Below are 22,812 nucleotides of genomic sequence, written 5' to 3'. Positions count from 1 at the left end.
GGTTGTGCGTCGTATCGTGAGCGCATGAGTGAGCCCGGGGGACGCGGGGGCGCGGGACGCACGGACGAGGCGCGGGGCCGTCCGCGGGACGGTGACACAGCGGGCGCCGCCGTCACCACCGGCGCCCTGGCGAGGCGCCTCGGAGTCTCGCCGACGACGCTCCGCACCTGGGACCGCAGATACGGTCTCGGCCCCGTCCGCCGCGAGCCGGGACACCACCGCCGCTGGTCGGAGCGGGACATCGCGGTGGTCGAGGAGATGGGCCGCCTCACCTCGCTGGGTGTGCCACCGGCCGACGCGGCCCGCGCGGCGCTCAAGCTCACCCCCGGCCTCCACCCCGAGGTGCCACCGCCCCGACAGGCCCCCCGCACGCGGCCGGAGCCCGCCGAAACGCTCGTACGACAGCGAAGGGGCCTGTCCCGCGCCGCCGTCCGCCTCGACGCGCCCACCGTCCAGGACCTGCTGACCAAGGCGGTGGAACGCCACGGCCTGATCGCCGCCTGGCAGGAGGTGATGGTGCCGACGCTGCACGCGGTGGGCCGCAAGTGGGAAGAGGCCGGTGACCGGTACGTGGAGGTCGAGCACCTGCTGTCCTGGCACGTCTCCCGCACCCTGCACCGCTGCGCCACCACCCCGGCACCACCGTCCCCGACGGCACCGCTCGTCCTGGCCTGCGTCCCCGGCGAGCAGCACTCGCTCCCCCTGGAGGCGCTCAGCGCGGCGCTGGGCGAACTGGGCGTCGCCCAGCGCATGTTCGGCGCGGCCGTGCCGGTCGAGGCGGTGTCGGCGGCGGTCCGCAGGACGGGCCCCGCGGTCGTCGTCCTGTGGTCGCAGGCCCGCTCCACCGCGAGCGTGCCGCTGGCCCGGCACATCGCCGACACCCGCTGGGGCGTACGAGGCGCCCGGGGCAGGACCGTGGTCATGCTGGGCGGCCCGGGCTGGGCGGGGCCAGCGGTGCGTGGCGCGCTGCGGCCGGCCACTCTGCGCGAGGCGCTCACCCAGATCGGCACGGTGTACGGGGAACGGGCGGACGCCCCTGGCCGCGGGGCCCGTTGAGCCGAAGGGCCCGTTGAGCCGAAGGGCCCGTTGAGCCGCGGGGCCCGTTGGGCCGCGGAGCACGCAGGCGCCCTTGACACGTGCGTACGGTTTCGCGACCTTTGAGCATCGCCGAGCAGCCGGCAGCCGGCAACCAGCAGACATCCGCAGCATCTGGAGTCCAGCAGCATCTGAAGAAGAGGCAGGACGCCGACAGCGCGTCACTGGGGGGAGCGGTCGCCCATGCGATCCAAGAGCACGAGTACTGATCCGCACGCCATACCGGCCGGAGCCACACCCGGCACACCGACCACACCCGGCACACCCTTCGCGCAACTCCTGGAAGGGCGGTCGACCTGAGGTGGAGTTCACCAACCACAGACTCGACGGACTGAACGACGCACTCCGCTCGGCCTGGCACCGCGCGATGGACGAGTCGCCCGAGTACGCCAACCCCTTCCTCGCACCGGAGTTCGCCGAAGGAGTCGCCAGGTACCGCGGTGGCTCACAGGTGGCCGTCCTGCGGGAGAACGACCAGCCCGTCGGCTTCTTCCCGTACGAACGCAACTCCTTCGGCGTCGGCCGGGCCATCGGCCTCGGCCTCTCCGACTGCCAGGCCCTCGTGCACCGCCCCGGAGTCACCTGGGACACCGAAGAGCTGCTGAAGGCGTGCGGCCTCTCCGTCTTCGAGTTCGACCACCTCGTCGAGGAACAGAAGCCCTTCGTCGGACACGTCACGGGAACGTTCGCCTCGCCGGTGCTCGACCTGACGGCCGGCGACGGCGGCTACGCCCATTGGCTGCGCGGCGCCTACCCCGGGCTGGCCAAGACGACGCTGAAGAAGGAACGCCGCCTCGGGCGTGACGTCGGGGAGATGCGGTTCGTCTACGACGAGCGCGACCCGCACGTGCTGCGCACGCTCATGCGCTGGAAGTCGGCCCAGTACCGCAGGACGGGACGGATGGACCGGTTCGCGCGGCCCTGGATCGTCGACCTGGTGGACCACCTCTTCCAGGTCCGCGAGGAGCACTTCACCGGCGTGCTGTCCGTCGTGTACGCCGGTGACCGGCCGGTGGCCGCCCACTTCGGGCCGACCTCGCGGACGGTGTTCGCGGCCTGGTTCACCGCGTACGACCCCGAATTGCGCTACTACTCGCCCGGGCTGCTGATGCACCTGCGGATGGCGGAGGCGGCGGGTCGGCAGGGCGTGCGGCTGATGGACATGGGGCGCGGCGAGAAGGAGTACAAGGACTGGCTCAAGACCCGTGAGCTGCGGGTGGGCGAGGGCTTCGCGACCCGTCCCCACCCGGTGGCCGCCGCCCACCGGCTGTGGCGCCGACCGGTGCGCGGCCTGCGGAACACGGTCCTGGCCCATCCCACGCTGCGGGAACCGGCGGACCGGCTGCTCAAGACCGTCGGCACGCTGCGTACGTCGAGCCTTCCGCTGCGCACGTCGAGCCGCCCCCGCGCACACTGAGCATCGCCCCCTTCCCCCCTCGCACCCACCCCCACCGCCCCCACCCTTCGACGAAGAGAAGCGGAAGAGAACACGGTGCCGACGCCCTACGGATCGCAGCTCAGCGCGGAGATGACACGACGGCTCGGCCGCGAATGCCTCTACACGCCCTCGGCGCGCCTCGCCCTCTACCTGGCGCTGCGGTACTGGTGCCGGCCGGGCGCACGCGTGCTGATGTCACCGGTGAACGACGACGTGATCCTCTTCGTGGTCCTCGCGGCGGGGCTGCGCCCGGTACAGGCCCCCGTGTCCGTCCGGGACGGCAACATCGACCCGGCCGCCGTACCCGAGTCGACCTGGCGGAACGTGGACGCCGTGCTGACCACCAACCTGTACGGGGTGCCGGACCGGGTCGTCGAACTGCGGCGCCGCTGCCAGCAGTTGGGCATCCCCCTGTTCGAGGACGCGGCCCACGCGATCGGCACGCGCGTCGACGGACAGCCGATCGGTACGTTCGGAAAGGCGGCCGCGTTCAGTCTGTCCAAGCACGTGGCGGGGATGGCCGGTGGTTTCCTCGCGGTCGACGACGTCCGTACCCGGCGGGAGCTGGAGCGGCTGCGCGACGAACTCCTGGTCCCGCGACGCCTCCACGACGACCTGGCCACCACGCTCCGCCCACTGGCGCGATCGGGCGTACGCGCCCTGCACCTCGTCCGTCCCGTGTGGCGGACGATGCGGCGGCTGGGACTGATGGAACGCGACACGTTCCGTATGGATTTGCACCCGCGGCGCCTCGCGGACTGCGCCCGCCGGGCGCCGAGCCTGACCGCGTACGAGCCGTGGGTGCGCGTCGACCTCCACGGCTTTCGCTCGCGCCACGGCGCGCTGGTACGCGGACAGTTGAAGCTGCGGATGGACCGGCTCGACGGCGACCTCGCCCGGCGTACCGTGGGTGTCTCCCTGCTGACGGGCACCGGCTGGGCGGGCCCGTCGCTCCGCGACCGGACGACGCGCGACGGACCGCTGCCCCTCTTCCGCGTCCCGCTCCTGGTCCAGGACCGCGACGCCCTGATAGAACGCCTCGTGGACCACGGCGTGGTCTGCGGGTACGTGTACGACCCTCCGCTCGACGACTACGCGGGCGCCGAGTTCGTCGAACCGTCCCCCGACCCGTCGGCCGCCCGCTGGTTCGCCTCGCACACGCTCCCGGCCGACCCCCTCCTCGCCCGCACGGTCACCAACGCCCTGACAGAAGAAGGCGCGAGGCCCGCGCACCCCGCACCGCCGACACCACCGCTGCTACCGTCGCGCCATGTCCAAGGCTGAGATAGACACGCTGACCGCCGAGTTCTTCGGCGCTTTCGACAACCGGGGCGGCAAGGCCGCCGACGTCGCCCGGATCCGACGCCTGATGCTGCCGGGCGGAGTGATCGTCAGTACGGGCCAGAAGCTCACCGCGTACACCGTGGAGGAGTTCATCGAGCCCCGCCAACGGCTGCTGGCCGACGGCCGGCTCGTCGAGTTCTCCGAGTGGGAGACCTCCGAACAGACTTCGATCGCGGGCGATGTCGCGGCACGGTTCGGCGAGTACCGCAAGTCGGGGATCATGGACGGCGAACCGTTCGAGGGAGCCGGGACCAAGAGCATCCAGTTCGTCCGCGACGCGGATGGCTGGCGTATCGCGTCGTTCACCTGGTACGACCACCCCTGACGGGCCTCAGCCGTGAGGGGCGGCCGCGCGGCCGCACAGCCGCGACGCGCAGCCGCCCTTCCCGCACCGGATCGACTTCCGTGACAGGGAATCCAACCGGCTCGGCAGCATCGACGACTTCACCGCCAACGACACGGACGGCCACTTCGCGCCCTCGGCCGTCGAGGCGGCCCAGTCCGACTGGTCCGACTGGTCCGACGCCATCGACCAGCACCGCAGGCAAGTGGTCCGGCTGAAGCCCGGCACCGTGGACCAGCGCATCACCCTCACCGGGCTCGACGGGAACACCACCTCCAAGAAGGGCCCGGCGGGGTTGCGGGTGGCCGAGGGGCGCGGGCTGCTCTGCACCGCCTGGCCCACGACGGCCGCGACCGGACTCGTCTGCGTCTCGACGCGACGACGGCGTGGAGCCGGGCGGGGACGGTGCGCAGATCCGCGGTGAACTCCCCGCCGAGCAGGCTGACCCGCTCCCCGCCGCGCACCCTGAGGTCCCGCACCACATACGGGTCCTCGGGAAGGGCCAGGGTGACGCCGCGCTCGAACTGGCCCCGCGGGCCGTGGACGCTCACCTGCCGCCGGTCCGGTTCCTTCGAAAGACCGGTGGAGACGTGGAGACGTGGAGACGTGGAGTTGACCGTTCGTCGACGTCGTAGCCGCCGAAGGCGAAGCCCGCGGGCCGCACCGGAATGTTCCGTGCCCATGCCCCGTCGAACGCCGCCGCCTCGGCCACCACTTCGCCTACACCCCCAGCGCCCCCGGCGACGGCTTCGCCGCACAGGGCTTCGACGTGCACAGCGCCGAGGGCTACCACCGATCCCCGTGGTCCGGGGACTGAGGGCCGCGAAGCGGCGCCGGAGCGAGCGGTCGGCGTTCAGCAGGTACAGGTGTCCGTCGGCGACTCGCACTGGCCACCGAGAGACATCCATGGTCGAGAAGCGGATCGACGGCCCCAAACGGATCGACGACCCCGTCCCCACCGACAGGCCAGGCTCTGCTCACAGCAGTCGTCGGCGGCCCTCCAGCCCTGTGTTCCACCTCACTTCCCAGCAAGTATACGGCCCCGTATATATGGCCTAGCCTCCACATATACGCAACCGTATACTTCGCGCCGAAGAAGGAAAGGTAGCTGTGGCCATGAGGCTCCCTGCAACGGCTCACACCGAACTCCCCTGGCGGATCCACGAGTTGACCCGAGACTTTCGGCTGCAGGACGTGTGGGCATTTCGCGCACCGGGCGCCGGGGCGGAGGACTTCTCCGTGATGGTCGACGCGATCCAGGCGGCCGGCGGACCCGCGGGGCAGAGCAGGCTGGTCCGGGCGCTGTTCGCGGCGCGCTGGAAACTCGGCGCCCTCTTCGGGTGGGACAAACCCAAGGCGGGCATCACGGAGCGCGTTCCTTCCCTGCGCGACCGCCTGCCTCATCGCGACCGCCTGCCTCATGACGTGAGCCCGGCTCCGAGTGGTTCCGACCCCACCACAACCCCCTTCACCACGGTGTACGAGCTCGACGACGAGTGCGCGCGCGAACTGGCGAACAAGACCGTGCACGCGGTCATGCACCTGGGGTGGGTTCCGGCGGCGAACGGCGAGTACGAGCTGCGCATGGCGGTGCTTGTCAAGCCCAACGGCCTGCTCGGAAGGCTGTACATGGCGGCCATCGCGCCATTTCGCCATCTCGTCGTCTATCCGGCGCTGACCCGGCAATGGGAGCGCGCGTGGCGGGAGCGAGGTCGCGCCCCGCGCTCGGAAGGTAGTGGCGTGGCGTCGGGAGGGGGCGCCATGGAGACCGTCGCTGGGGCCGTGGGGACGGACAACGTGCCTGCCTCCGTCCGCGCGCTGAGCTCGTTGCCCGACGCCGACTACGTCGACATGTTCACCCTCACCACGAGCGTCTCGGCGGGTGCGGAGCAGTGGGCCCGGGCGATGTTCGGTGACGTCCCCAGCGTCCCTGGACGGCTGATCTGGCGTGGGCTGCTCGGTCTGCGGCTGAGCCGAGGACGCTCTCCGGACACCGTGGCCGGATGGCGGCTCGCTGAGCGTGGCGAAGACTGGGTCCGGCTGGAGGCGGCCTCCTGGTTCCTGACGGGCAACCTCGTCGTTCACGTGAGCGACGGGCAGGTGTCGTTGGCCACGTTCCTGCGCTACGACCGCGCGCTTGCCGACGTCATCTGGCCGCCGTCGTCCGCCGTCCATCGCCGATTGACACCTGGACTGCTGCGGGAGGCCGCGGAAAAGCTTCGGGCACTCCCTACGGGAGTCACATCCCGCCCGTGAGCGAGCCACCCGGGTGGCTGGCCCGCTGACCCGGATTGAGCAATACGCAGGCGGTCCGCGACGTGGGCGTTGCTCGGCGGGAGAGTCCATCGTGGAGGTGGGCCCCTCGCGCGGCCAGGGGCGGGCCGTCAAGGCGCTCGATGTCGCGGTTGAGCCGCCCCAGGTTCTCCGCGAGCCGACGCCGGCCTTCCGCCGTGATGGCGAACTCGCGGGCGATGCCGCCCTCCGGGTCCGGGATGCGCTCGACGACATCGGAGCGCAGCATGGCGGCGGCCTGCCGGTTCAGGGTCGAGGTGTCCAGGCCGAAGACGTCACGCAACTGCCGTCCTGGTACGCCGGTCCTTCGCCGAGGTGCTGAAGGCGACGGCCCGACGGGGAACGGGTCTGGTGGGGATGGTCCACGGCGCGGGGCGCCGCTGTCGTCCTTGCTCAGGGACGGCCGCCGCTCCGGCATGCGCCGCCTTCGCCGCGACGCTGAAGGCGACGCGGACCGACGGGGGGACGGGTCTTGCGGGGAGCGGGCCCGTGTCAGCGCAGTTGTCGGGTTCTGTGGTGTTGGACCGTCAGCCGTACGTCCGCCTCCACGGCGCGGGGTGCCGCCGCCGCTCTCGCCTCCGCGACGGCCTGTCGCGTGAGGTCGTGCAGCACCGTCTCCGGGCGGCTGTCGGCGGTCAGGACCAGGGTGATGCGCGCTCGCAGGCGGTGGGGACGGCCGAGCAGGGCCACGTGCGCGCGGGCCACGCCGTCGACCGCTTCCGCCCGTTCGGCCATCGCCGCTGCCAGCGCCGGGCCGGACAAGGTCACGCCCGCTTGCCCGAGCGGCAGTTCACGCAGCCGCCCCGCGCGGATCTGCGCCGCGCCCCAGCACAGGAACAGCAGCATGCCGACGGCCAGTGCGGTGATCACCAGGGGCGGCCACCAGCCGTGGTCCCGCCACCGCCCGAGAGCCTCCCCGTCGAACCACGCCTTCCCGGAGGAGAGCCGGGGCCAGCCGGACGGCAACCGGTCGCGGGCGGGGCCGGTCGCGGACGCCAGGGCGGCCCCCGAGGCCAGCAGCACCGCCGCCACCCCAAGCAGCACCGCGCGGTTGGTGCCGTTACGCAGCCGGCTCATGGAAGGGCGCTCCTCTGCGTCGAAGGCGTGGATGGCGTGGATGGCGTCGATGGTGTGGGTGGGGTGCGTGGGGTCTTACCAGCGGACGCTCCCAGCGCCAGCGCCCGCGCCACCTCCCCCTCCGACCGCGCAGGCTCACGCCACGCAGGCCCGCCCCGCACCCGCACCCTCAACCGCAAGGACCTCGCCAGACCGCACGCGGCCAAAGCCTCCTCCGCGGCTTCGGTCACCGCCCGGCGCGTGGGCTCAAGGTGCCCGAAGCCGAGCCCGGCCCGCACCCGCGCCCCGCGGCGCCCGACACCGACCCGCACACGCGTGACGCCCGGCAGCTCCGCCACCGCGTCCCGCAGCAGCGCCGCCACGGCACGCCGGTCGAGGACGGCGCGGACACCCGCGGCCGGTGCCGCCATGGGAAGACGGCGCCGCCGCCCCGGCGTGACCGCCAGCACCAGCAGCCATACGCCGAGAAGGGACACGGCCGCCGCCGTCGCGAGGCCGGGCCAGGCGCCGCTGTCCGGGCCGTGCGTGCCCAGCCACTCCATCAGCCGGGCCCGCCACCGGGCAGGACGGCGGCCGGCCGCGTGCACGGAGACCACGTCGTACAGGAAGAGCCCGCAGACCGCGGCGCAGGCGAACGCCAACACCGTGACGGGCGCCCGGCGTTCGGCCCACGGCCGCCGCGCCCGGGCCCCCTCCGAGGCCTCATACGCGGCCTCCTCCGAGGCGTTCAGCGCGACCGCTCCCTCGGCCCGCTCCCGCTCCCGCACCCGCAGCTCGCGGACACGGACCCGGGCCGAGGGGACGGCCAGTCCGGTGAGGCGCGCCGTCCGGTCGGCGACGTGCGACCGTACGCGCTCGCCCGCCTCGTCGAGCACTACGGGGTAGGACAGCGTCACGGTGACACCCACCCGGGCCCGGCGACCGCGCACGGCGGCGGAGCCGCGGCCCACCCGGATCTCGCCCGGACCGAGCGCCTCCGTGGCGGCCCGTTCCACGATGCGGCGCACCGCCCGCTCGGCCACACTCGTCGAGCCGCGTTCCGCCGCCGGCGTGCTCACCGCCGCTCCCGGCCACGGCCGCCGAAGAAGGCCCGTATGTCCGTGCCGTCCTCCACCAGGCGTCCCACGACGAAGCCGACCGCGCCGAGCGCGGCGACCAGCAGGAAGGCGCCGAAACCGCCGAACCACCCGGCGAACCCGAGCGCCATCCCGGCGATCATGCCCACCAGAGCTGTGCTCATCGGAGCTGTGCTCACCACTCACCTCACACCACAGAAAGAGACGACGTCAGGGCAGCGCCCGGGGCCGGGCGGAAGGGGGGAGTGCTACTCCACGCGCGTTTCGCCGGCGGAGTCCGCGGTGTCGTCGTCGGGCAGCCGTACGTCGTTGACCGCGACGTTGACCTCGACGACCTCCAGGCCGGTGATGCGCTCCACGGCGGAGATGACGTTCTCCCGCACGTCGTGGGCGACGTCGGTGATCGGCACGCCGTACTCGACGACGATGTCCAGGTCGATCGCCGTCTGCCGCTCACCGACCTCGACCTTCACACCGCGTCCGACGTTGGGGCGGCCGCCGGGGACGCGGTCGCGGACCGCGCCGATGGTGCGCGAGAGACCGCCGCCCATGTCGAAGACACCAGGGATCTCCCGCGCCGCCATTCCGGCGATCTTCACGACCACGACGTCGGCGATGGAGGTCTTCCCGCGCGTCGCTGCCGGCTCGCCCGCGCCGGTGCCGCCCGTCACGGTGGTGGTACCCGCGCTCTTCTGGATCGTGCCCGTGGAGCCGCTGTCGCCGCCACCGGACGTGGTCGCGTTCGAGTGGATGTCCTGCGTCGCCATGTCGGCATCTCCTCGTGGTCGAAGTCTCGTGGAGCTCTGTGAACTCTTCCGCGCTGTACGTCAGTTGCCCGTGCGTACGGTACGGGGCCGGGTGCCCGGCTCCTCGTTTGTCTGACACGGCTGCCGGGGATTCGTTACGCGCCTCGGAAGAACTTCTGCTTCCGGGAGGTAACGTGCCCTCGCCGCGTAACGCGGGCGGCCTTCCGTGTGTCGTACGGACGCGACCTGGATGAGAGGAGCCGCGTGTGCCCGGGGACCGGGGCAGAGCGCCACAGGACGGAGCGGAGGAGTCCGCACGGCGTGAGGACGGATTGCTGGCGGTACGGGCCGGGGAAGGCGACGAAGAGGCGTTCGAGGAGCTGGTGCGACGCCACGCGCCCGGATTGCTGCGGCTCGCGACGCGGCTGCTGGGGAGCCGGACGGAGGCCGAGGACGCCGTGCAGGAGTCTTTCGTGAGCGCTTGGCGCAAGCTGCCGGAGTTCCGCAGGGACGCGCGGTTCGGCACCTGGATACACCGGATCGTCACGAACCGGTGCCTGAACCTGCTGCGCGCACGCCGGCCCGCGGTGGACCTGGAGGGCGTGCCCGAGCCGCAGGCACCGGAGCACGAGGCCTCGCCCGCCCGGGTGGCCGAGGGACATGCGGCCGTGGCGGACCTGTCCAGGGCGATGGCGGGCCTGTCACCGGAACAACGGGTGTGCTGGGTGCTGCGCGAACTCAACGGCCTCTCCTACGAATCCATCGCCGAGTCGGTCGGCATCAGTCCGGAGGCGGTGCGCGGCCGCGTCTTCAGGGCGCGGCGCTATCTCACGGAGGCGATGGCCGCATGGCGATGAACGAGGAGACCGGACGGGCCGAAGCCGGACGGGCCGAAGAGCGCGAGGCGGTCACCGGGGGGAATCCGCCGGACGGCCTCGCGGAGCGGGAACCGCTGCCCTGCGGGCGGGACCTGTGGAGCGTCTGGGAGCGCTGGGAGAGCGGCGAGCCCGATCCGCACGCCGCCGCGTGCCCGCACTGCACCGAGGCGCTGAACACCCTGCGCCGTCTGGAGGACGTCGTCTCCGCCGCGCGCGAGACGGAACCGCGGGAGCAGGAGGCCGACGCCTCCGCGCTGGTCGGCCGCGTCATGGACGTGGTGCGGCTGGAACTGCGGCCCGGCCGGACGCTGCCGCTCGGCGAAGAGGACGAGGACGCGTGGATCGTCGAGGCGGCCGCCGCGAGAACCGTCCGCGCGGCCGCGGAGACCGTGCCGGGGGTACGGGCGGGCAGTTGCCGCATCGGGGTCCGGCCCCAGGACGACGCCCCCGCCGCCCCCGCCGCGCCTGAGCGACGCCCGCGACGGGACCCGGTCATGATCCGCCTCGAAGTGGAGACGCCCCTCAGCTGGAATCTCCAGGAGGTCGCGGACCGGGTCCGCCACCGGGTGCTGGAGGCGGTCGACACCGAGCTGGGCATGCGGGCCGTGACCGTCGACGTGACGATCACCGACATCACCGATACCGGCACCGATACCGATACCGACACCGTGGACGACGACATGGAGGGACGGCGGCCGTGACGGAACAGCTCTCTTCCGGTGATCTGACCGATGCCGTCGCGAGGGCGGTGCTCGGCACGGCCGGGGTCGCCTTCCTGCGCCCGGGTTTGGCGCAACTCCTCCGGGCCTCAGGGCCGTTGACCCGGCTTCGCCTGGGAGGCGACGGCTCCGCGAGGTCCGTACACGCCTCGGGCGTACGGCTGACACGGGGCGGCGGCGCCGAGCGCTGGCACGTCGAGGTGTACGTCGTCCTGCACCGCGGACACCGAGCCGTGGACGTCACCCGGGAGGTACGCGCGGCGGTCACCGAGACCCTGCACCGGGAGGCAGGGGCGCCGGAGCCTCTCCGGGTGTCCGTGACGGTGACCGTGACAGGGCTGGTGTGAGGTGCGGTGTTGCCGTTCGGTGACATGGGAGACAGAGCTGTGACGCGGGCGAGGGCAACGGGCGCGGGGGGTCGCGGGTCGTACAGGGCGTGGGATCCAAGGGCGGACGGATCCGCCCGGAGCAGGCCGAACGACCGAACCATGTGGGGGAGACGATGAGGACGAACGTACGCATCGACAAGAGACTGCTCGCCGCGGCCGCCGTGCTGGCCGCGTCAGGGGTCGCCGCGGGAACGACGCCGGCCGCCGCGGCCGACACGCCCCGCTTCCTGGCACCTGCCGAACTGCCGCCGCACGCGTCGTCGGCCTGGTACGCAGGGCCGGTGACGGCGGGACAGCCGGACCCGCTGCCGATGTGCGTCGGCGAGGCGCTGCCGTCGACCTCCGTGCACCGCGCGTACCGCACCGACTTGGACACCGGTGCGCTGCAGGTGACCGTGGTCGAGCGCGATGAGCAGCGGGCCAAGGACTTCGCGGCCCTGCTGCGCAAGAAGCTCGACGGGTGCGCCGAGGAGGTGATGAAGAAGTACCCCGACATCACCGCGAAGCAGAAGTACTACGGCAAGGTGAACGCCGAGGAGGGGGCCCATGTCTACGGCGTCCACACGGCCTCCTCGTGGGGGGCTTCCGACATCAACATGTTCTCGGTGGGCCGCGACGGGCGGACGGTGACGCTCGTCCACTGGGGCCAGATGGGCAACTTCGCCAACGCCCAGGTCGCCGACTTCAAGACGACGACCGCCACGGCCGTGAACAAGCTCTACTGAACCTCTGCCGACCTTCAGCCTCGGCTCCCGACCCGCACGTCGGGAGCCGAGGCTGTGTCGTTCCCGCGTACGCCCGCGGTGTCGAGACGGTAGCCGCCGCTGCTGTCGGAGACCACGAGACCGGCGGTCGGCGGCGGGAAGTGGCCGCCCAGCAGCAGGGTCTTGGTGTCGGCGAGCGCCGCGAGGAGGTCCCGGCGGCTGCGAGTGGCCCGGACCGGGTCGGTGTCCACGCAGCTGGTGATGTCGGGGTGGCGCATCTGCACCGGATGGTGCACGCAGTCGCCGGTGACGACGGCAGCGGCGTGGTCGGAGCTGTGCAGCCGCACGGCGACGTGCCCCGGTGTGTGGCCGGGGGTGGACAACAGGCTGATGCCGTCGGCCACTTCGTTCTCGGGGCCCGTCATGTCGACGAGGTCGAGCAGTCCGGCGTCACGGATCGGGTGCACGGAGTCCCGGAACATCTGCCGACGGGGCTCCTCCAGCTCCCTTCCCGTCCAGTGGTCCCATTCGGCGCGGGACGTCAGATAGCGGGCGTTGGGGAAGGTGGGTACCCAACTCCCGCCCTCTTGATGGGTGTTCCATCCGACGTGGTCGGTGTGGAGGTGGGTCAGGACCACCAGGTCGACGCTCTCCGGCGCGAAGCCCGCCGCGGTGAGCCGGGCGAGGTAGTCGGTGTCCAGGTCGTGCCAGGCCGGGTTGGCCCGGGTCTTGCCGTTGCCGATGCCCGTGTCGATCAGTACGCGCAGGCCGTTCGCCTCGACGGCGAAGGTGTGGCTGGCCAGCCGCAGCACGCCGTCGGGCCCGGCGAAGTCGGGCCGGAGCCATGGGGTGCGGTGCACGACATCGGGCGTGGCGGAGGGCAGCAGCCAGGGGCCGGTCCGAGCGGGCAGCGCCACCTCGTCGATGCGGTGCACGAGCAGGTCGCCCACCGTCCAGCTCGGAGCGGCGCCGCCGGAGGTCTGCGGGGAGACAGGGAGGGGCGGGAGGGAGTGCGGCATCAGGAGGGTCCTTCACGTCTGGGCGGAGCTAAAGCAATGTCTTTGCGTTAAGGCGACGGTATGCCGTACGGTCCAGCTAACGCAAATGTTGAGCTTTTAGGGAGCGGCCACCATGTTGACCCCGACAGATCTCCTCCCGCACGAGGTGGCCCGATGGGCCCAGCGGGCCGGACTCACCGTTGAGGCCGAGCGCCTCGACCTGGTGACGGCCACGGCCAACCACATCCGGAGCGTCATCGGCGTACTGCGCGACCTCGATCCGGGCGAGGAGCGCAACGACGGCGAGGAGCGCGACGATGCGTCCGTATGAGCTGACGCTCGCCGAAGCGGCGAGGGCGATCGCGGCGAAGGAGCTGTCGCCCACGGAACTGACCGAATCGGTGCTGAGAAGGATCGAGGCCGTGGAAGGGCGCCTCGGCGCCTATGTGACGGTCCTCGCCGGCGCCGCGCGCCAGGCGGCCGCGCGGGCGGAAAGGGACATCGCGGCGGGGGCGTACCTCGGCCCGCTGCACGGCATCCCGATGGGTCTCAAGGACCTCATCGACGTCGCGGGCGTGCCCACCACGGCCAGTTCCCGCGTGCGCGAGCAGGCCGCCGCGGCCGACCGCGACAGCACGGTCGCGGGCCGGTTGCGCGCCGCCGGGACGGTCCTGCTCGGCAAGACGCACACGCATGAGTTCGCCTACGGACTGACCACGCCCCAGACCCGTAACGCGTGGGCCCACGACCGGGTGGCAGGCGGCTCCAGCGGCGGATCGGCGGTCGCGGTCGCGGCGGGCGGGGCGACCTTCGCGCTGGGGACGGACACCGGCGGGTCCATCCGGGTCCCCGCGGCACTGAACGGCGTGGTCGGCCTCAAGCCCACCTACGGACTCGTCCCGCGGCGCGGCGTGACGCCCCTGTCGTGGTCCCTCGACCACGTGGGGCCGATCACCCGCACCGTCGAGGACGCCGGCCTGGTGCTCGAAGCGCTCCTCCGAAGCGAACGCGCCCCCGCGCCCGCCCCCGCCTCACCTCCCGCACCCGGCTCGCGCCCCGCCGACGGCAACCTGACCGGCCTGCGGGTCGGCATCCCCCGGAACTACTACTTCGACCGCGTCGAGCCCGAGGTCGAAGAGGCGGTCCGAGGCGCCATCGACGCGCTCGGCGGGCTCGGCGCCGCACTGGTCGGCGTCGACATCCCGATGACCGAGTACGTGCAGGCCACCCAGTGGGGGCTCATGGTGCCCGAGGCCACGACCTACCACGAGCGGACCCTTCGTACGTCCCCCGAGCTGTACTCCGACGACGTCCGCACCCTGCTCGAAGCGGGCGCACTCGTATCGGCGAGCGACCACCTCCGCGCCCGGCGGTCCCGCGCGCTCATGCGGGACGCGTGGACGCGGCTGTTCGACGCCGTCGACGTCATCGCCGCCCCGACGGTGCCGTCCACCGCCGCCCACCGCGATCAGCGGAGCCTGCTCTGGCCGGACGGAACGGAGGAGAGCGTGTCCGACGCGTACGTGCGTCTGTCGGCGCCGGCGAACATCACGGGAATGCCCGCCCTCACCCTGCCGGTCGGCACCGACCGCGCCGGACTCCCCATCGGCATGCAGCTCATCGGCGGCCCCTTCGGCGAGGCGACGATCCTGCGGACAGGTCGCGCGTACGAGGCGACGCGAAGCGATGCCGACACCCACTCGAACAGTGTCGCAATGTCTTTGCGTTAAGGTGAAGAGGTGAGCTCAAGACCAGCCGTCCGTCCCGGGGGACGCAGCGCCCGAGTCCAGCAGTCGGTGCACACCGCCGTGCGCGAACTACAGGCGGAGGGCGGCGATCTCACCGTCCCCAGGATCGCCACGCGCGCCGGTGTCACCCCCTCGACGATCTACCGGCGGTGGGGAGACCTCCAGGAGCTGCTGGCGGATGTCGCGGTGGAACGACTGCGGCCCGAGACGCCTCCGGGTGACTTCGGGAGTCTCCGCGAGGACCTGGAGCACTGGGCCGCCGACTTCCTGGAGGAGATGTCCTCTCCGCCGGGCCGCTCCTACATCCGCGACGCCCTCGCGGGGGACCCCGACGGCGGCAACGCCGGGCAGTGCTCCGCCTACGCCGTCGAACAGGTCGAGACCATCCTTCGCCGCGCGACCGAGCGCGGCGAACACGTCCCCGACACCGACACGGTGATGGACCACGTCGTGTCGCCGATGATGTACCGCATCCTCTTCCGGCCGGGTCTGCTCGACGCGCGGTACGCCCGCGATCTCGTCGCCACCGTCTTCTACCGGCTGATGCCTCTGCCGTAGGACTTCGTGCCTGCCCGTGGGGGTCGTTGGTCCCGAATGGCGCTCGGGCCGCCGGGCACCCGACCGTTACTCCGGTCGCCGGACCCGTCTGGCGGCGTCCCGCCGTGTGGTCATGCTGAAGGCGGGTACCGGAGCGACCGACGACCTCGAAAGTGAACGGAAGGTAGCACCGTGGGCGTCATCGCCTGGATTCTGGTCGGCTTGATCGCGGGAGCGATCGCGAAAGCGCTCACTCCGGGGAAGGACCCGGGCGGGATCATCGTCACGATGCTGATCGGCATCGTGGGCGGGCTGCTCGGCGGCTGGCTCGGCAAGATCATCTTCGGGGTGGAGTCGATCAATGGCTTCTTCCACCTGTCGACGTGGATCGCGGCTGTCGTCGGATCCGTGGTCGTCCTCTTCGTCTACCGAATGCTGTCCGGCCGCCGCACCGCCCACTGAGGAACACGGCACAGAAACAGCACAGCAGCAGCACAGCACAGCAGCAGCACAGCACCAGGAAAGGCAACGTCATGGCTGACAACACCCTGAACGGCCGCCGCGTACTGGCGATCGTCACCAACTACGGAGTCGAACAGGACGAGCTGGTGGTGCCGGTGCAGCACCTGCGCGACCGCGGCGCGCACGTCGACGTGGCCGCCGTGTCGACGGACGAGATCCGCACTCTCGTCGGCGACAAGGAGCCCGGCAAGACCGTCCAGCCCGACCTCACCCTCGCCGACGCGGACGCCTCCTCGTACGACGTACTGCTGGTTCCCGGCGGCACGGTCAACGCCGACAACCTGCGCATGGAGGACAGCGCCGTCCGGATGGTCCGCTCCTGCGCGGAGTCCGGCGGCAAGGTGGCGGCGATCTGTCACGGCCCCTGGCTCCTGGTGGAGGCCGCCGTGGTCGAGGGCAAGACCCTGACGTCGTACGCCTCGGTCGCCACCGACATCCGCAACGCCAAGGGCACCTGGGTCGACAAGCCCGTCATGCACTGCGACGCCAACGGCTGGGAACTCGTCACCTCCCGTACCCCCGACGACCTCGACGACTTCCTCCGTGAGATCGACACCATGCTCGAAGCGGCCGCCTGACCCGACGGACGCCTTACGACGCGGCGGCCGGGAGGAGACTCCCGGCCGCTGGTGTGTGTCAGGACTACCGGCGCCGCATCCGGTACGCGGTGTACCCGCCCGCCACGAGGACGAGCGCGACACCCGCCCCCACGTAGAGCGCGTCGGTACCCAGGGAGCCTCCGGTGCCCGCCCGCACGCCCCGCTCCGGCGACGTCGCCCCGGCCACGGTGATCGAGTATGTGGACGTGCCGCCACCGGGGCAGGAGACGTTCACGGAGTGGCTGCCTGCCCGGGCGTCGGCGCGGATGGTGCCGGTGCCCGTGTAGATGCCGGCCGAGCCGGTGGACAGCGGAACGCTCTCGGTGAAGGCGTCCGAACTGGCGGTGGCCGACTCGGCGGCGCACCCGCCGCTGACCGAGACGACCACCGACTGCCCGGGTCTGCCGGGGCTCGGATTGATCGACAGCGAAGGCTGGCCGTCGGTCCGCGCGTCCGGCACCGTCGTCGGTTCGGTGTCGTTCCGTACGTGCGGCGCTGTCGGCACCTCGGTTTCGGCCAGCGCCTGCGGCGCCATCATGGCGAACGCCGCGACGGTGAACGCGGCTGCGGTGACGGTGGGACGGACGCGCATGAGACTTACCTCGATCCTTCGCGCGGCCGGGAGCATGCCGTCCCTGCGGACTCCGCGCTGCCCCTCATGCAAGGCGCAACCACCGCGGTCGGCGCGTCGGACACGGCCACGCGGAGTAGCCGCGACCGCCACCGTGCCGGTCGCGGCGTGGGTCAGTGGCGCGTGGAGTGGATGGACCGCTGGGTCGGGACCCCGAAGGGGCGGTGAGGCCGGGTGCGGCCGGCCAGGGCGTCGGCCCTGCGGTCCTGCGGCCGGGGGAGGAGCAGCTCGTGGAACAGCTCGTACCCGGCGAGCATGGCGTGGCGCATGGCTTCGGTGTCGGTGTCGCCCGCGGCGGCGCGCCGCGCGGCCTCGTGCAGTACGCGACTGCCGTGAGCGTGCCGCGGACAGTGCAGGGAGAGGGCGTCGGCCTGGCGCTCACGCGACTCCGCGGGGAAGCCGCGCTCGGCGGCCAGCCGGTTGAGAAGGGCGTTGGCCATGGCGACGGTCTGCCCCGGGGCGTCGATGAACCGCTCCTGGAGGAGCGCCCATTCGGTGCTGTAACGCTCGCGGGCCGCCGTGGTCAGGCCCTTGACGCGGAGGCCGCCGAAGCGCCGCAGCCGCTCGCTGAGCTCTCGCTCGGCGGCCTCTGTGTCCCCTTGGTGCTCCGCCACCGCGCGGTCGAACTCGGGGCCGAAGCGGCGCCGGAGGTCGTCGGTGGTCGTCTGGTTCAGCGGGCGGGCGAGCAGCAGCGCGGTGATGATCGCCACCGCCGCACCCAGGACGGCCAGCATGCTTACGGACATGTGCCTGCCTTCCGCAGAGGATCCCTCACGCGAGGCTTTCGCTACAGCGAGTTACCAACCGAGGGCAGAAATAAACGCTTTGGGTGACATTCGGGGGGTGATTCACCTTTCCAGGTGTGAGGAGGCCCCGTCAGCACCCGCCGAGCCACGCCTGGTGTACCGGTGCCACCAGTGCCGCCGCCGGGGATGCACGGCCCGTCCGAGCCGGCGCCCCAGAAGGAGGTAACCGAGGAGCGCGCCCGTCGTGTTGAGGATGACGTCGTCGATGTCGAAGGTCCGGCCGGTCACGAAGGCGCCCTGGGCCAGTTCGACCAGCACCATGGTCACCGCCGTCGCCACCGCCACCCGCACCAGGCCGCGCGTGCGGGGGAGCAGCACCGGCAGCAGCATCCCGAACGGCACACCCAAAAGGATGTTGCCGCCGATCTGCTTGACGGTGTCGCGGAAGGCGGGCTGGGCGAGGTAGTCGCGGATGGAGTCACCGGGCTTGAAGTTGCTGTGCGTCAGCGCCTCGGAAGCCGCCGAAGGCTCCAGGGTCAGACGGGCGAGCACCACGCCGAACGCGACCATCGCGGCGAAGGCGACCAGCATCGTGGCGGCGCGCGCCAGTGGCCGCAGCGGCGCTCTGCGCCGGTACGCCGAGTCATCAGCCTCTCCTCGTGCTCCGCTTTCTTCCCTTAGCTCCTTGTAACGACCTGTTCGTGCCATCAGTGCCTCCAGGAACGGCCATTGGACGGGCGGCACGGCGCGGCGTGCCCAGGCCGACGGGTTCCTCGAGCCGCGCCTCCCAAGCGCGGGAAGACGCCGTAGCGCCCTCCGGAAGGGGTGCGACAATCTGCTGACGAGACCACGGCCGTGCCTGTGACCGGTGCGGTGGTCTCGTCGTTCGAGGAAATGGCTGTGGAGGGTCCGGAACCGTTGTCGTGCCCGGCGCCCGGTGGTGGGGAGGAACCGACGGTGGTGGAGTGGCGTGACGTCGCCAAGGGCGCGAAGGCGGTTCCCGAGCCCCTGGCCACACCCTTCGTCTGGACAGCGGCCTCCTGGGGCTCCTTCGTACTGGTGAGTGCGCTCGACCTGCTCGGCGCCCTGGACCGCACCGGCCTCGCCCTCGCCGCACTGTCCCTGCTGGCCGCGCTCCTCGGCATGCTGGGCCGGTTCGCGGCGGCACCGGGCACGGCGCTGCTCTGCTGGGCGCTGCTCAACGTCTTCGCCGCCCATCCCACCGGGGAGATCTCCTGGGCGGGGCACCGGGACCCCGGCTGGATGGCCTGCCTGCTGGCGGCGGCTCTCATCGGCACGACGACCGCCCGGCTGATGTACGCGCGCGCCGCGTACCGCCGCGTCACCCCGTGATCGTGCCGTCCGGGGCGATCACCGGCTCACGGCGGCCCGCGCGCGGGCCAGTTCCACCATGAACTGCGCCCCGGCGAGCAGCGCCAGATTGGACACCCACAGCCAGACCAGGAAGACGACGACGCCCGCGAGGGAGCCGTAGAGCTTGCCGTAGGTGCCGAACCCCGACGCGTACCACGTGAACAGGCCCGAGGCGAGCAGCCAGAGCAGCGAGGCCAGCACCCCGCCCGGCAGGATCTGCCGCCAACCGCACGTCGCGGACGGCCCGTTGCGGAAGAGCACGAGGACGAGCAGCGCCACCAGACAGACCAGCGCGGGCCATTGCAGCACGCTCCAGGCGGCCTGCCCCGCGCCCCCGAAGCCGATGCGCCGCCCCAGCCCCTCGGCGAGCGGTCCGCTCAGTACGAGAAGCAGCGCGCTGGCGACCAGCAGCGCGAGCAGCGTCACCGCGGTCATGAGCACGCGATGCGCCTGGCGCAAGGCGGGCCGGGCGTCCTCCACCCCGTGCATCGCGTGCAGCGCCCGCCGGAACACGGCCGAGTAACTGGACGCCGACCACAGCGCGCTGACCCCTCCGGCGATCACCACCGTGAGGGCCGCGGAACGGGCGTCGGCCATCTCGCTGAGCGCCTCGTGCAAGGAGCGGCCCGACTCCGCGGGCGCCCAGTCCGTCACCTCGGCGATGAGCGCCTCGGTCGTGGCGGGGCTGACCAGGCTGATGAGGCTCACCGTGACGAGGAGAGCGGGGAGCAGGGCCAGAATCGCGTAGTACGTCAACGCCGCGGCCCAGTCCGACACATCGTCGTTCCACATCGATATGGGGGTGCGGCGCAGGGCGGTGCGCCGCGGGCCCCACGCCGACGAGCCGCCGGAGGGCTCGAACCCGGCACGCGCTCCGTGCGCGGCCGACGGGGGACTTTCCATGGTGCTGCCAGCTCCTTCTCGCATGTTCGCGGCGCGGTGTGCCGCGTTCAGTCCTGCTGCTCCGCCTCGTTGCGGTTGAGCCCGTGCGCCAGTTCCTGCAGCACTTCGTGCTGGGTCTTTCCGGTCATTTCGGCGAGCTGAAAGAGCAATGCGGCACACAACGCGGTCGCGCTGTCGGCGAGTTGGTCGAGATTTCCGTCGACGGTGCGTTTCTCCGCGACGTATTCCTCCATGACGCGCTCGCCGGAAATGTACGCGGTCATGGCTTCGATCCCGGCGCGCACACGGTCGTAGTCATTCATCGTCATGGCCGTAGACTTTCACGTCCTGTGACCATCACGCCAAACTCATGCATGAGGAAGCAGGCCCGGGGCACACGGTGCACTGGAGGTTGATATCGATGGTTCCCCTTTTGATTGTTCTTCTGCTGGCCCTGCTTCTCTTCGGTGCGGGATTCGCACTGAAGGCGCTGTGGTTCGTCGCGGCCGTGGTGCTCGTCCTGTGGCTGCTCGGCTTCGTGATGCGCTCCGCGGGAGCGGGAGGCCGGCGAGGCCGTTGGTATCGCTGGTAGATATCCGCAGCACAACCGCGGCCGGGGTCCGGACGAATTCGTCCTGACCCCGGCCGCGCCATCGGTTCAGGCAGCGTTCCTGCCCTGCCTGAACCGCGATTCCTGCAGTTGTCCGTGGTTCTCCGATGCCGGTGACGCGTCACTTCCGCCGTGGATCAGGCGCAGGTGCTGCCGACGGGCATGCCGGGCGTGACGGGTGGAAGGGACCTCGCCTTCCGCGGCGAGCAGCCCGTCCTCCAGACGCACCATCATGAACAGCAGAAGCGCCAGCCCCGGCAGGAGTAGGACGGCGACCGCGATCATGCCGCACCCCTTTCCGTTGAGGACGCGGTGCGGGTGCCCGTCAAACCGGCGGGGAACATCGCCGTGACGTGAAGATTCCGCAACAAATCGGCGCTGTTTGTGCGGCGCCACGCGGCGACGCCGCGCAGGACACGGGACGTCGACTACTGCTGCTGCGCGAGCGCCAGTTGGTGCAGGTCTTCCAGCGCGTCGAGCAGGATCGTGCGCTGGTGCCAGTCGATCCAGGCGCCGACGGCACGGCTGGTGTGCTGCAGTGCCTGGAGCTGTGCCCGGGCGAAGCCGGCCAGGGGGCGCGGATGGTGCGAGGAGATGACGCCGTGCACGGTGTCGGTCCCGTCGACCAGGGGGATGCTGTGGCAGGCGCGGCTGCCGGCCGAGAGGATCACGCGGCGCGTGGCGTCGTCGAAGCCGGGCGATGAGACGAAGTCTTTGACGGTGACCTGGTGGTTGGCGTCGGCGGCCCGGGAGCAGGCGGTGCCCCCGTCGACGAACGCGAAGTAGTCGGTGAACTGCCGGGGCAGACCGGCGTGCTTCTCCATGCGCAGCGCGCCGTCCTCGACCAGCTGGACGTTGCCCATGTACGCACTGGTGATGTTCAGGACGCGGTGCAGCGCGGCGCCGAGGACCTCACCCTGATTGCTCGCGTCGAGCGTGCCGGCGCCCAGCGCCGTCAGGGGCGGAGCCGGGTGGCGTGCCCGCGTGCCGAGCCATACGTCGGCGCCCTTGGCGGGCCCCGGCGTACGGGCGACGGCGATGGCCAGCTGGTGCAGTTTGATGTTGGCCCGCTGGGACGCCTGCCGCATCAACGCGAACGCCGCCTGCGGGTCCGGCAGGCCGTACCGTTCGACCAGTACACCCTCGGCCAGCGCGATCTTGGGTCGCGCGCGTACCTGCACCTCCAGCTCGAAGACCTGCTCCCGCAGCTGTTGGGCCTGGGCGGCGAGCCGCTCCGTCTCCCGCTTCCGGTCCCTCTCCCGCTCCCGCTCCCGCTCCCGCGAGGAGGGCTGATCCTCCTCGGGCCGAGGCTCAGGCTGGTGGTCCGTCATTCTTTTCTTTTCTCCCGCGCCGTTCAGAACTTGCTCCGGTGTTCGGCGAGCAGCAGTATCAGCGTCAGCGAGGACTCCGATGTCCTCGCCGCCCCGCCCGGCCCGCGAGAGGGGCTGCTCGCCGAGCATCAGAGCCGACAGTAGCGTGGCCCGTCAGGCGTTGTCGCGGCAGTCGCTGAGAGATCGGCCACCACAGGCGGCCTCCGGGTGGCGAGCGTCAGTCGTGCCTCACTCGTGCCCCCCACTTGAGTCAGGCGGTCATCGCCCAGGCGCTGCTGAGCAGGTCCGGGGTCGCGGAGTCGACCCCGGCCCGAGCGAGCACCCGGCGCCGGTCGTCCCGGCCCGGCGTACGCGCCCTGGTGTGCGACCACACCGACGGGGAGTCGGACCTGACCTCCTACGCGCGGGCCTTCCGGCTCACGTCCGGCGGCGCCGCCGTGCACATCGGTTCGATCGCCGCCGACCAGGGCGGGTTTCTACGGCGCATGCGCCGGTGAGCCGGCGGACATCGCGGGCACGATCGCCTTCCTCGCGTCACCGGCGGCACGGCACATCACCGGTCGGGTGCTGCACGTCAACGGAGGCGCACGCGTCACCCCGGCCACAGGGTGAGGAGCGCGACCATGAGCAGGACCAGCAGGGCCCAGCCGAGCACCCCGACTCTCCCGCGGTGCGGGTCGCGTCCCTGATGCCCTGCGCCGAGGCCGTGCGGATCATCTCTCATGACTGGTCA

At 71.7% G+C, this 22,812-nt stretch carries 33 protein-coding genes and 1 pseudogene; 19 read left to right on the top strand and 15 right to left on the bottom strand.

The window, feature by feature from the left end:
* Nucleotides 1-24 precede the first annotated feature (24 nt).
* From ACWDVB_RS33850 to ACWDVB_RS33835, 4 genes are all read left to right on the top strand, one after another.
* A complete protein-coding gene (locus ACWDVB_RS33850) occupies nt 25-1,056 on the top strand; it encodes a MerR family transcriptional regulator (protein ID WP_451514659.1) in 1,032 nt (343 codons plus the stop codon).
* Nucleotides 1,057-1,396: 340 nt separating this feature from the next.
* Nucleotides 1,397-2,512: a GNAT family N-acetyltransferase gene (locus ACWDVB_RS33845; protein WP_451514658.1), complete on the top strand. Its 1,116-nt coding sequence runs from the start codon at nt 1,397-1,399 to the stop codon at nt 2,510-2,512.
* A 75-nt stretch (nt 2,513-2,587) separates the two neighbouring features.
* Nucleotides 2,588-3,817, top strand: coding sequence for a DegT/DnrJ/EryC1/StrS family aminotransferase (locus ACWDVB_RS33840; protein ID WP_451514657.1), 1,230 nt, complete (start codon nt 2,588-2,590; stop codon nt 3,815-3,817).
* Nucleotides 3,804-4,202: a DUF4440 domain-containing protein gene (locus tag ACWDVB_RS33835; RefSeq protein WP_451514656.1), complete on the top strand. Its 399-nt coding sequence runs from the start codon at nt 3,804-3,806 to the stop codon at nt 4,200-4,202. The genes ACWDVB_RS33840 and ACWDVB_RS33835 overlap by 14 nt, the downstream gene beginning before the upstream one ends.
* A 6-nt stretch (nt 4,203-4,208) precedes the next feature.
* On the opposite strand, the gene ACWDVB_RS33830 is transcribed toward ACWDVB_RS33835, so the two are convergent.
* Nucleotides 4,209-4,406, bottom strand: coding sequence for a hypothetical protein (locus ACWDVB_RS33830; RefSeq protein WP_451514655.1), 198 nt, complete (start codon nt 4,404-4,406; stop codon nt 4,209-4,211).
* Nucleotides 4,407-4,425: 19 nt separating this feature from the next.
* On the opposite strand from ACWDVB_RS33830, the gene ACWDVB_RS33825 reads away from it, so the two are divergent.
* Together ACWDVB_RS33825 and ACWDVB_RS33820 are read left to right on the top strand one after the other, a co-directional pair.
* Nucleotides 4,426-4,644: a hypothetical protein gene (locus tag ACWDVB_RS33825; RefSeq protein ID WP_451514654.1), complete on the top strand. Its 219-nt coding sequence runs from the start codon at nt 4,426-4,428 to the stop codon at nt 4,642-4,644.
* Between the two features lie 692 nt (nt 4,645-5,336).
* Nucleotides 5,337-6,476, top strand: a complete 1,140-nt coding sequence (locus ACWDVB_RS33820) for a DUF2867 domain-containing protein (RefSeq protein ID WP_451514653.1) — start codon at nt 5,337-5,339, stop codon at nt 6,474-6,476.
* 105 nt (nt 6,477-6,581) lie between these two features.
* Here ACWDVB_RS33820 and ACWDVB_RS33815 read toward each other — a convergent pair.
* From ACWDVB_RS33815 to ACWDVB_RS33795, 5 genes and pseudogenes are all read right to left on the bottom strand, one after another.
* Nucleotides 6,582-6,798, bottom strand: a pseudogene (locus ACWDVB_RS33815) (MarR family transcriptional regulator); the annotation flags it as partial.
* A gap of 206 nt (nt 6,799-7,004) precedes the next feature.
* On the bottom strand, nt 7,005-7,589 hold the full coding sequence (locus ACWDVB_RS33810) for an alkaline shock response membrane anchor protein AmaP (protein ID WP_451514652.1): 585 nt from the start codon (nt 7,587-7,589) through the stop codon (nt 7,005-7,007).
* Nucleotides 7,586-8,647 (bottom strand): DUF6286 domain-containing Asp23/Gls24 family envelope stress response protein, encoded by a 1,062-nt coding sequence (locus ACWDVB_RS33805; RefSeq protein WP_451514651.1) that lies wholly within the window; start codon nt 8,645-8,647, stop codon nt 7,586-7,588. The genes ACWDVB_RS33810 and ACWDVB_RS33805 overlap by 4 nt, the downstream gene beginning before the upstream one ends.
* Nucleotides 8,644-8,829 carry a hypothetical protein gene (locus tag ACWDVB_RS33800; RefSeq protein ID WP_451514650.1) on the bottom strand — a complete coding sequence of 62 codons (186 nt, stop codon included), beginning with the start codon at nt 8,827-8,829 and terminating at the stop codon, nt 8,644-8,646. Before ACWDVB_RS33800 ends, ACWDVB_RS33805 begins: the two co-directional genes overlap by 4 nt.
* A gap of 84 nt (nt 8,830-8,913) precedes the next feature.
* Nucleotides 8,914-9,432: an Asp23/Gls24 family envelope stress response protein gene (locus tag ACWDVB_RS33795; RefSeq protein ID WP_451514649.1), complete on the bottom strand. Its 519-nt coding sequence runs from the start codon at nt 9,430-9,432 to the stop codon at nt 8,914-8,916.
* A 245-nt stretch (nt 9,433-9,677) separates the two neighbouring features.
* Between ACWDVB_RS33795 and ACWDVB_RS33790 the strand changes: the two genes are divergently transcribed.
* The 4 genes from ACWDVB_RS33790 (at nt 9,678) to ACWDVB_RS33775 (ending at nt 12,122) form a co-directional block, all read left to right on the top strand.
* Nucleotides 9,678-10,268, top strand: coding sequence for an RNA polymerase sigma factor (locus tag ACWDVB_RS33790; RefSeq protein WP_451514648.1), 591 nt, complete (start codon nt 9,678-9,680; stop codon nt 10,266-10,268).
* The gene (locus ACWDVB_RS33785; protein ID WP_451514647.1) at nt 10,259-10,990 is read left to right on the top strand and encodes an Asp23/Gls24 family envelope stress response protein; all 732 of its coding nucleotides are present in this window, start codon (nt 10,259-10,261) and stop codon (nt 10,988-10,990) included. Before ACWDVB_RS33790 ends, ACWDVB_RS33785 begins: the two co-directional genes overlap by 10 nt.
* Nucleotides 10,987-11,355, top strand: coding sequence for a hypothetical protein (locus ACWDVB_RS33780; protein ID WP_451514646.1), 369 nt, complete (start codon nt 10,987-10,989; stop codon nt 11,353-11,355). Before ACWDVB_RS33785 ends, ACWDVB_RS33780 begins: the two co-directional genes overlap by 4 nt.
* A gap of 155 nt (nt 11,356-11,510) precedes the next feature.
* Nucleotides 11,511-12,122: a hypothetical protein gene (locus tag ACWDVB_RS33775; RefSeq protein WP_451514645.1), complete on the top strand. Its 612-nt coding sequence runs from the start codon at nt 11,511-11,513 to the stop codon at nt 12,120-12,122.
* Between the two features lie 14 nt (nt 12,123-12,136).
* Here the strand turns inward: ACWDVB_RS33775 and ACWDVB_RS33770 are convergent, their stop codons facing one another.
* Nucleotides 12,137-13,120, bottom strand: a complete 984-nt coding sequence (locus tag ACWDVB_RS33770) for an MBL fold metallo-hydrolase (protein WP_451514644.1) — start codon at nt 13,118-13,120, stop codon at nt 12,137-12,139.
* Between the two features lie 112 nt (nt 13,121-13,232).
* Here ACWDVB_RS33770 and ACWDVB_RS33765 point away from each other — a divergent pair, with 112 nt between their 5' ends.
* The 5 genes from ACWDVB_RS33765 to ACWDVB_RS33745 all read left to right on the top strand — a co-directional run bounded on the left by ACWDVB_RS33765 (nt 13,233) and on the right by ACWDVB_RS33745 (nt 16,484).
* Nucleotides 13,233-13,430 (top strand): hypothetical protein, encoded by a 198-nt coding sequence (locus ACWDVB_RS33765; RefSeq protein WP_451514643.1) that lies wholly within the window; start codon nt 13,233-13,235, stop codon nt 13,428-13,430.
* Complete coding sequence (locus tag ACWDVB_RS33760) at nt 13,417-14,829, top strand: amidase (RefSeq protein WP_451514642.1); 1,413 nt, start codon at nt 13,417-13,419, stop codon at nt 14,827-14,829. The genes ACWDVB_RS33765 and ACWDVB_RS33760 overlap by 14 nt, the downstream gene beginning before the upstream one ends.
* A 9-nt stretch (nt 14,830-14,838) precedes the next feature.
* On the top strand, nt 14,839-15,405 hold the full coding sequence (locus ACWDVB_RS33755) for a TetR/AcrR family transcriptional regulator (RefSeq protein WP_451514641.1): 567 nt from the start codon (nt 14,839-14,841) through the stop codon (nt 15,403-15,405).
* Between the two features lie 171 nt (nt 15,406-15,576).
* Nucleotides 15,577-15,846 carry a GlsB/YeaQ/YmgE family stress response membrane protein gene (locus ACWDVB_RS33750; RefSeq protein WP_451514640.1) on the top strand — a complete coding sequence of 90 codons (270 nt, stop codon included), beginning with the start codon at nt 15,577-15,579 and terminating at the stop codon, nt 15,844-15,846.
* A gap of 71 nt (nt 15,847-15,917) precedes the next feature.
* On the top strand, nt 15,918-16,484 hold the full coding sequence (locus tag ACWDVB_RS33745; protein WP_451514639.1) for a DJ-1/PfpI/YhbO family deglycase/protease: 567 nt from the start codon (nt 15,918-15,920) through the stop codon (nt 16,482-16,484).
* A 64-nt stretch (nt 16,485-16,548) separates the two neighbouring features.
* On the opposite strand, the gene ACWDVB_RS33740 is transcribed toward ACWDVB_RS33745, so the two are convergent.
* From ACWDVB_RS33740 to ACWDVB_RS33730, 3 genes are all read right to left on the bottom strand, one after another.
* Entirely contained in the window at nt 16,549-17,097 is a 549-nt protein-coding gene (locus ACWDVB_RS33740; protein WP_451514638.1) for a hypothetical protein, read from the bottom strand.
* Nucleotides 17,098-17,249: 152 nt separating this feature from the next.
* The gene (locus ACWDVB_RS33735) at nt 17,250-17,882 is read right to left on the bottom strand and encodes a hypothetical protein (protein WP_451514637.1); all 633 of its coding nucleotides are present in this window, start codon (nt 17,880-17,882) and stop codon (nt 17,250-17,252) included.
* A gap of 102 nt (nt 17,883-17,984) precedes the next feature.
* Nucleotides 17,985-18,590, bottom strand: a complete 606-nt coding sequence (locus ACWDVB_RS33730) for a VanZ family protein (protein WP_451514636.1) — start codon at nt 18,588-18,590, stop codon at nt 17,985-17,987.
* 249 nt (nt 18,591-18,839) lie between these two features.
* Here ACWDVB_RS33730 and ACWDVB_RS33725 point away from each other — a divergent pair, with 249 nt between their 5' ends.
* On the top strand, nt 18,840-19,235 hold the full coding sequence (locus ACWDVB_RS33725; protein WP_451514635.1) for a hypothetical protein: 396 nt from the start codon (nt 18,840-18,842) through the stop codon (nt 19,233-19,235).
* Between the two features lie 18 nt (nt 19,236-19,253).
* On the opposite strand, the gene ACWDVB_RS33720 is transcribed toward ACWDVB_RS33725, so the two are convergent.
* Nucleotides 19,254-20,159 carry a YihY/virulence factor BrkB family protein gene (locus tag ACWDVB_RS33720; protein WP_451514634.1) on the bottom strand — a complete coding sequence of 302 codons (906 nt, stop codon included), beginning with the start codon at nt 20,157-20,159 and terminating at the stop codon, nt 19,254-19,256.
* 47 nt (nt 20,160-20,206) lie between these two features.
* Nucleotides 20,207-20,467 carry a hypothetical protein gene (locus tag ACWDVB_RS33715; protein WP_451514633.1) on the bottom strand — a complete coding sequence of 87 codons (261 nt, stop codon included), beginning with the start codon at nt 20,465-20,467 and terminating at the stop codon, nt 20,207-20,209.
* A 92-nt stretch (nt 20,468-20,559) separates the two neighbouring features.
* Here ACWDVB_RS33715 and ACWDVB_RS33710 point away from each other — a divergent pair, with 92 nt between their 5' ends.
* Entirely contained in the window at nt 20,560-20,730 is a 171-nt protein-coding gene (locus ACWDVB_RS33710; protein ID WP_423591155.1) for a hydrophobic protein, read from the top strand.
* Between the two features lie 66 nt (nt 20,731-20,796).
* Here ACWDVB_RS33710 and ACWDVB_RS33705 read toward each other — a convergent pair whose 3' ends face one another.
* Nucleotides 20,797-21,033, bottom strand: coding sequence for a hypothetical protein (locus ACWDVB_RS33705; protein ID WP_451519504.1), 237 nt, complete (start codon nt 21,031-21,033; stop codon nt 20,797-20,799).
* Between the two features lie 143 nt (nt 21,034-21,176).
* Nucleotides 21,177-22,079: an ANTAR domain-containing protein gene (locus ACWDVB_RS33700; protein WP_451519503.1), complete on the bottom strand. Its 903-nt coding sequence runs from the start codon at nt 22,077-22,079 to the stop codon at nt 21,177-21,179.
* A gap of 245 nt (nt 22,080-22,324) precedes the next feature.
* Here ACWDVB_RS33700 and ACWDVB_RS33695 point away from each other — a divergent pair, with 245 nt between their 5' ends.
* Together ACWDVB_RS33695 and ACWDVB_RS33690 are read left to right on the top strand one after the other, a co-directional pair.
* Complete coding sequence (locus ACWDVB_RS33695; protein WP_451519502.1) at nt 22,325-22,576, top strand: hypothetical protein; 252 nt, start codon at nt 22,325-22,327, stop codon at nt 22,574-22,576.
* A gap of 10 nt (nt 22,577-22,586) precedes the next feature.
* Complete coding sequence (locus ACWDVB_RS33690) at nt 22,587-22,691, top strand: hypothetical protein (protein WP_451519505.1); 105 nt, start codon at nt 22,587-22,589, stop codon at nt 22,689-22,691.
* On the opposite strand, the gene ACWDVB_RS33685 is transcribed toward ACWDVB_RS33690, so the two are convergent.
* Nucleotides 22,672-22,803 carry a hypothetical protein gene (locus ACWDVB_RS33685; protein ID WP_451519501.1) on the bottom strand — a complete coding sequence of 44 codons (132 nt, stop codon included), beginning with the start codon at nt 22,801-22,803 and terminating at the stop codon, nt 22,672-22,674. The two genes, ACWDVB_RS33690 and ACWDVB_RS33685, sit on opposite strands and share 20 nt — an antisense overlap.
* Nucleotides 22,804-22,812: the final 9 nt, after the last annotated feature.

The sequence above is a fragment of the Streptomyces sp. NPDC003379 genome, assembly GCF_053589195.1.
Note: the sequence above shows the minus strand (reverse complement) of the source record. Positions and strands in the feature narration are given on the sequence as shown.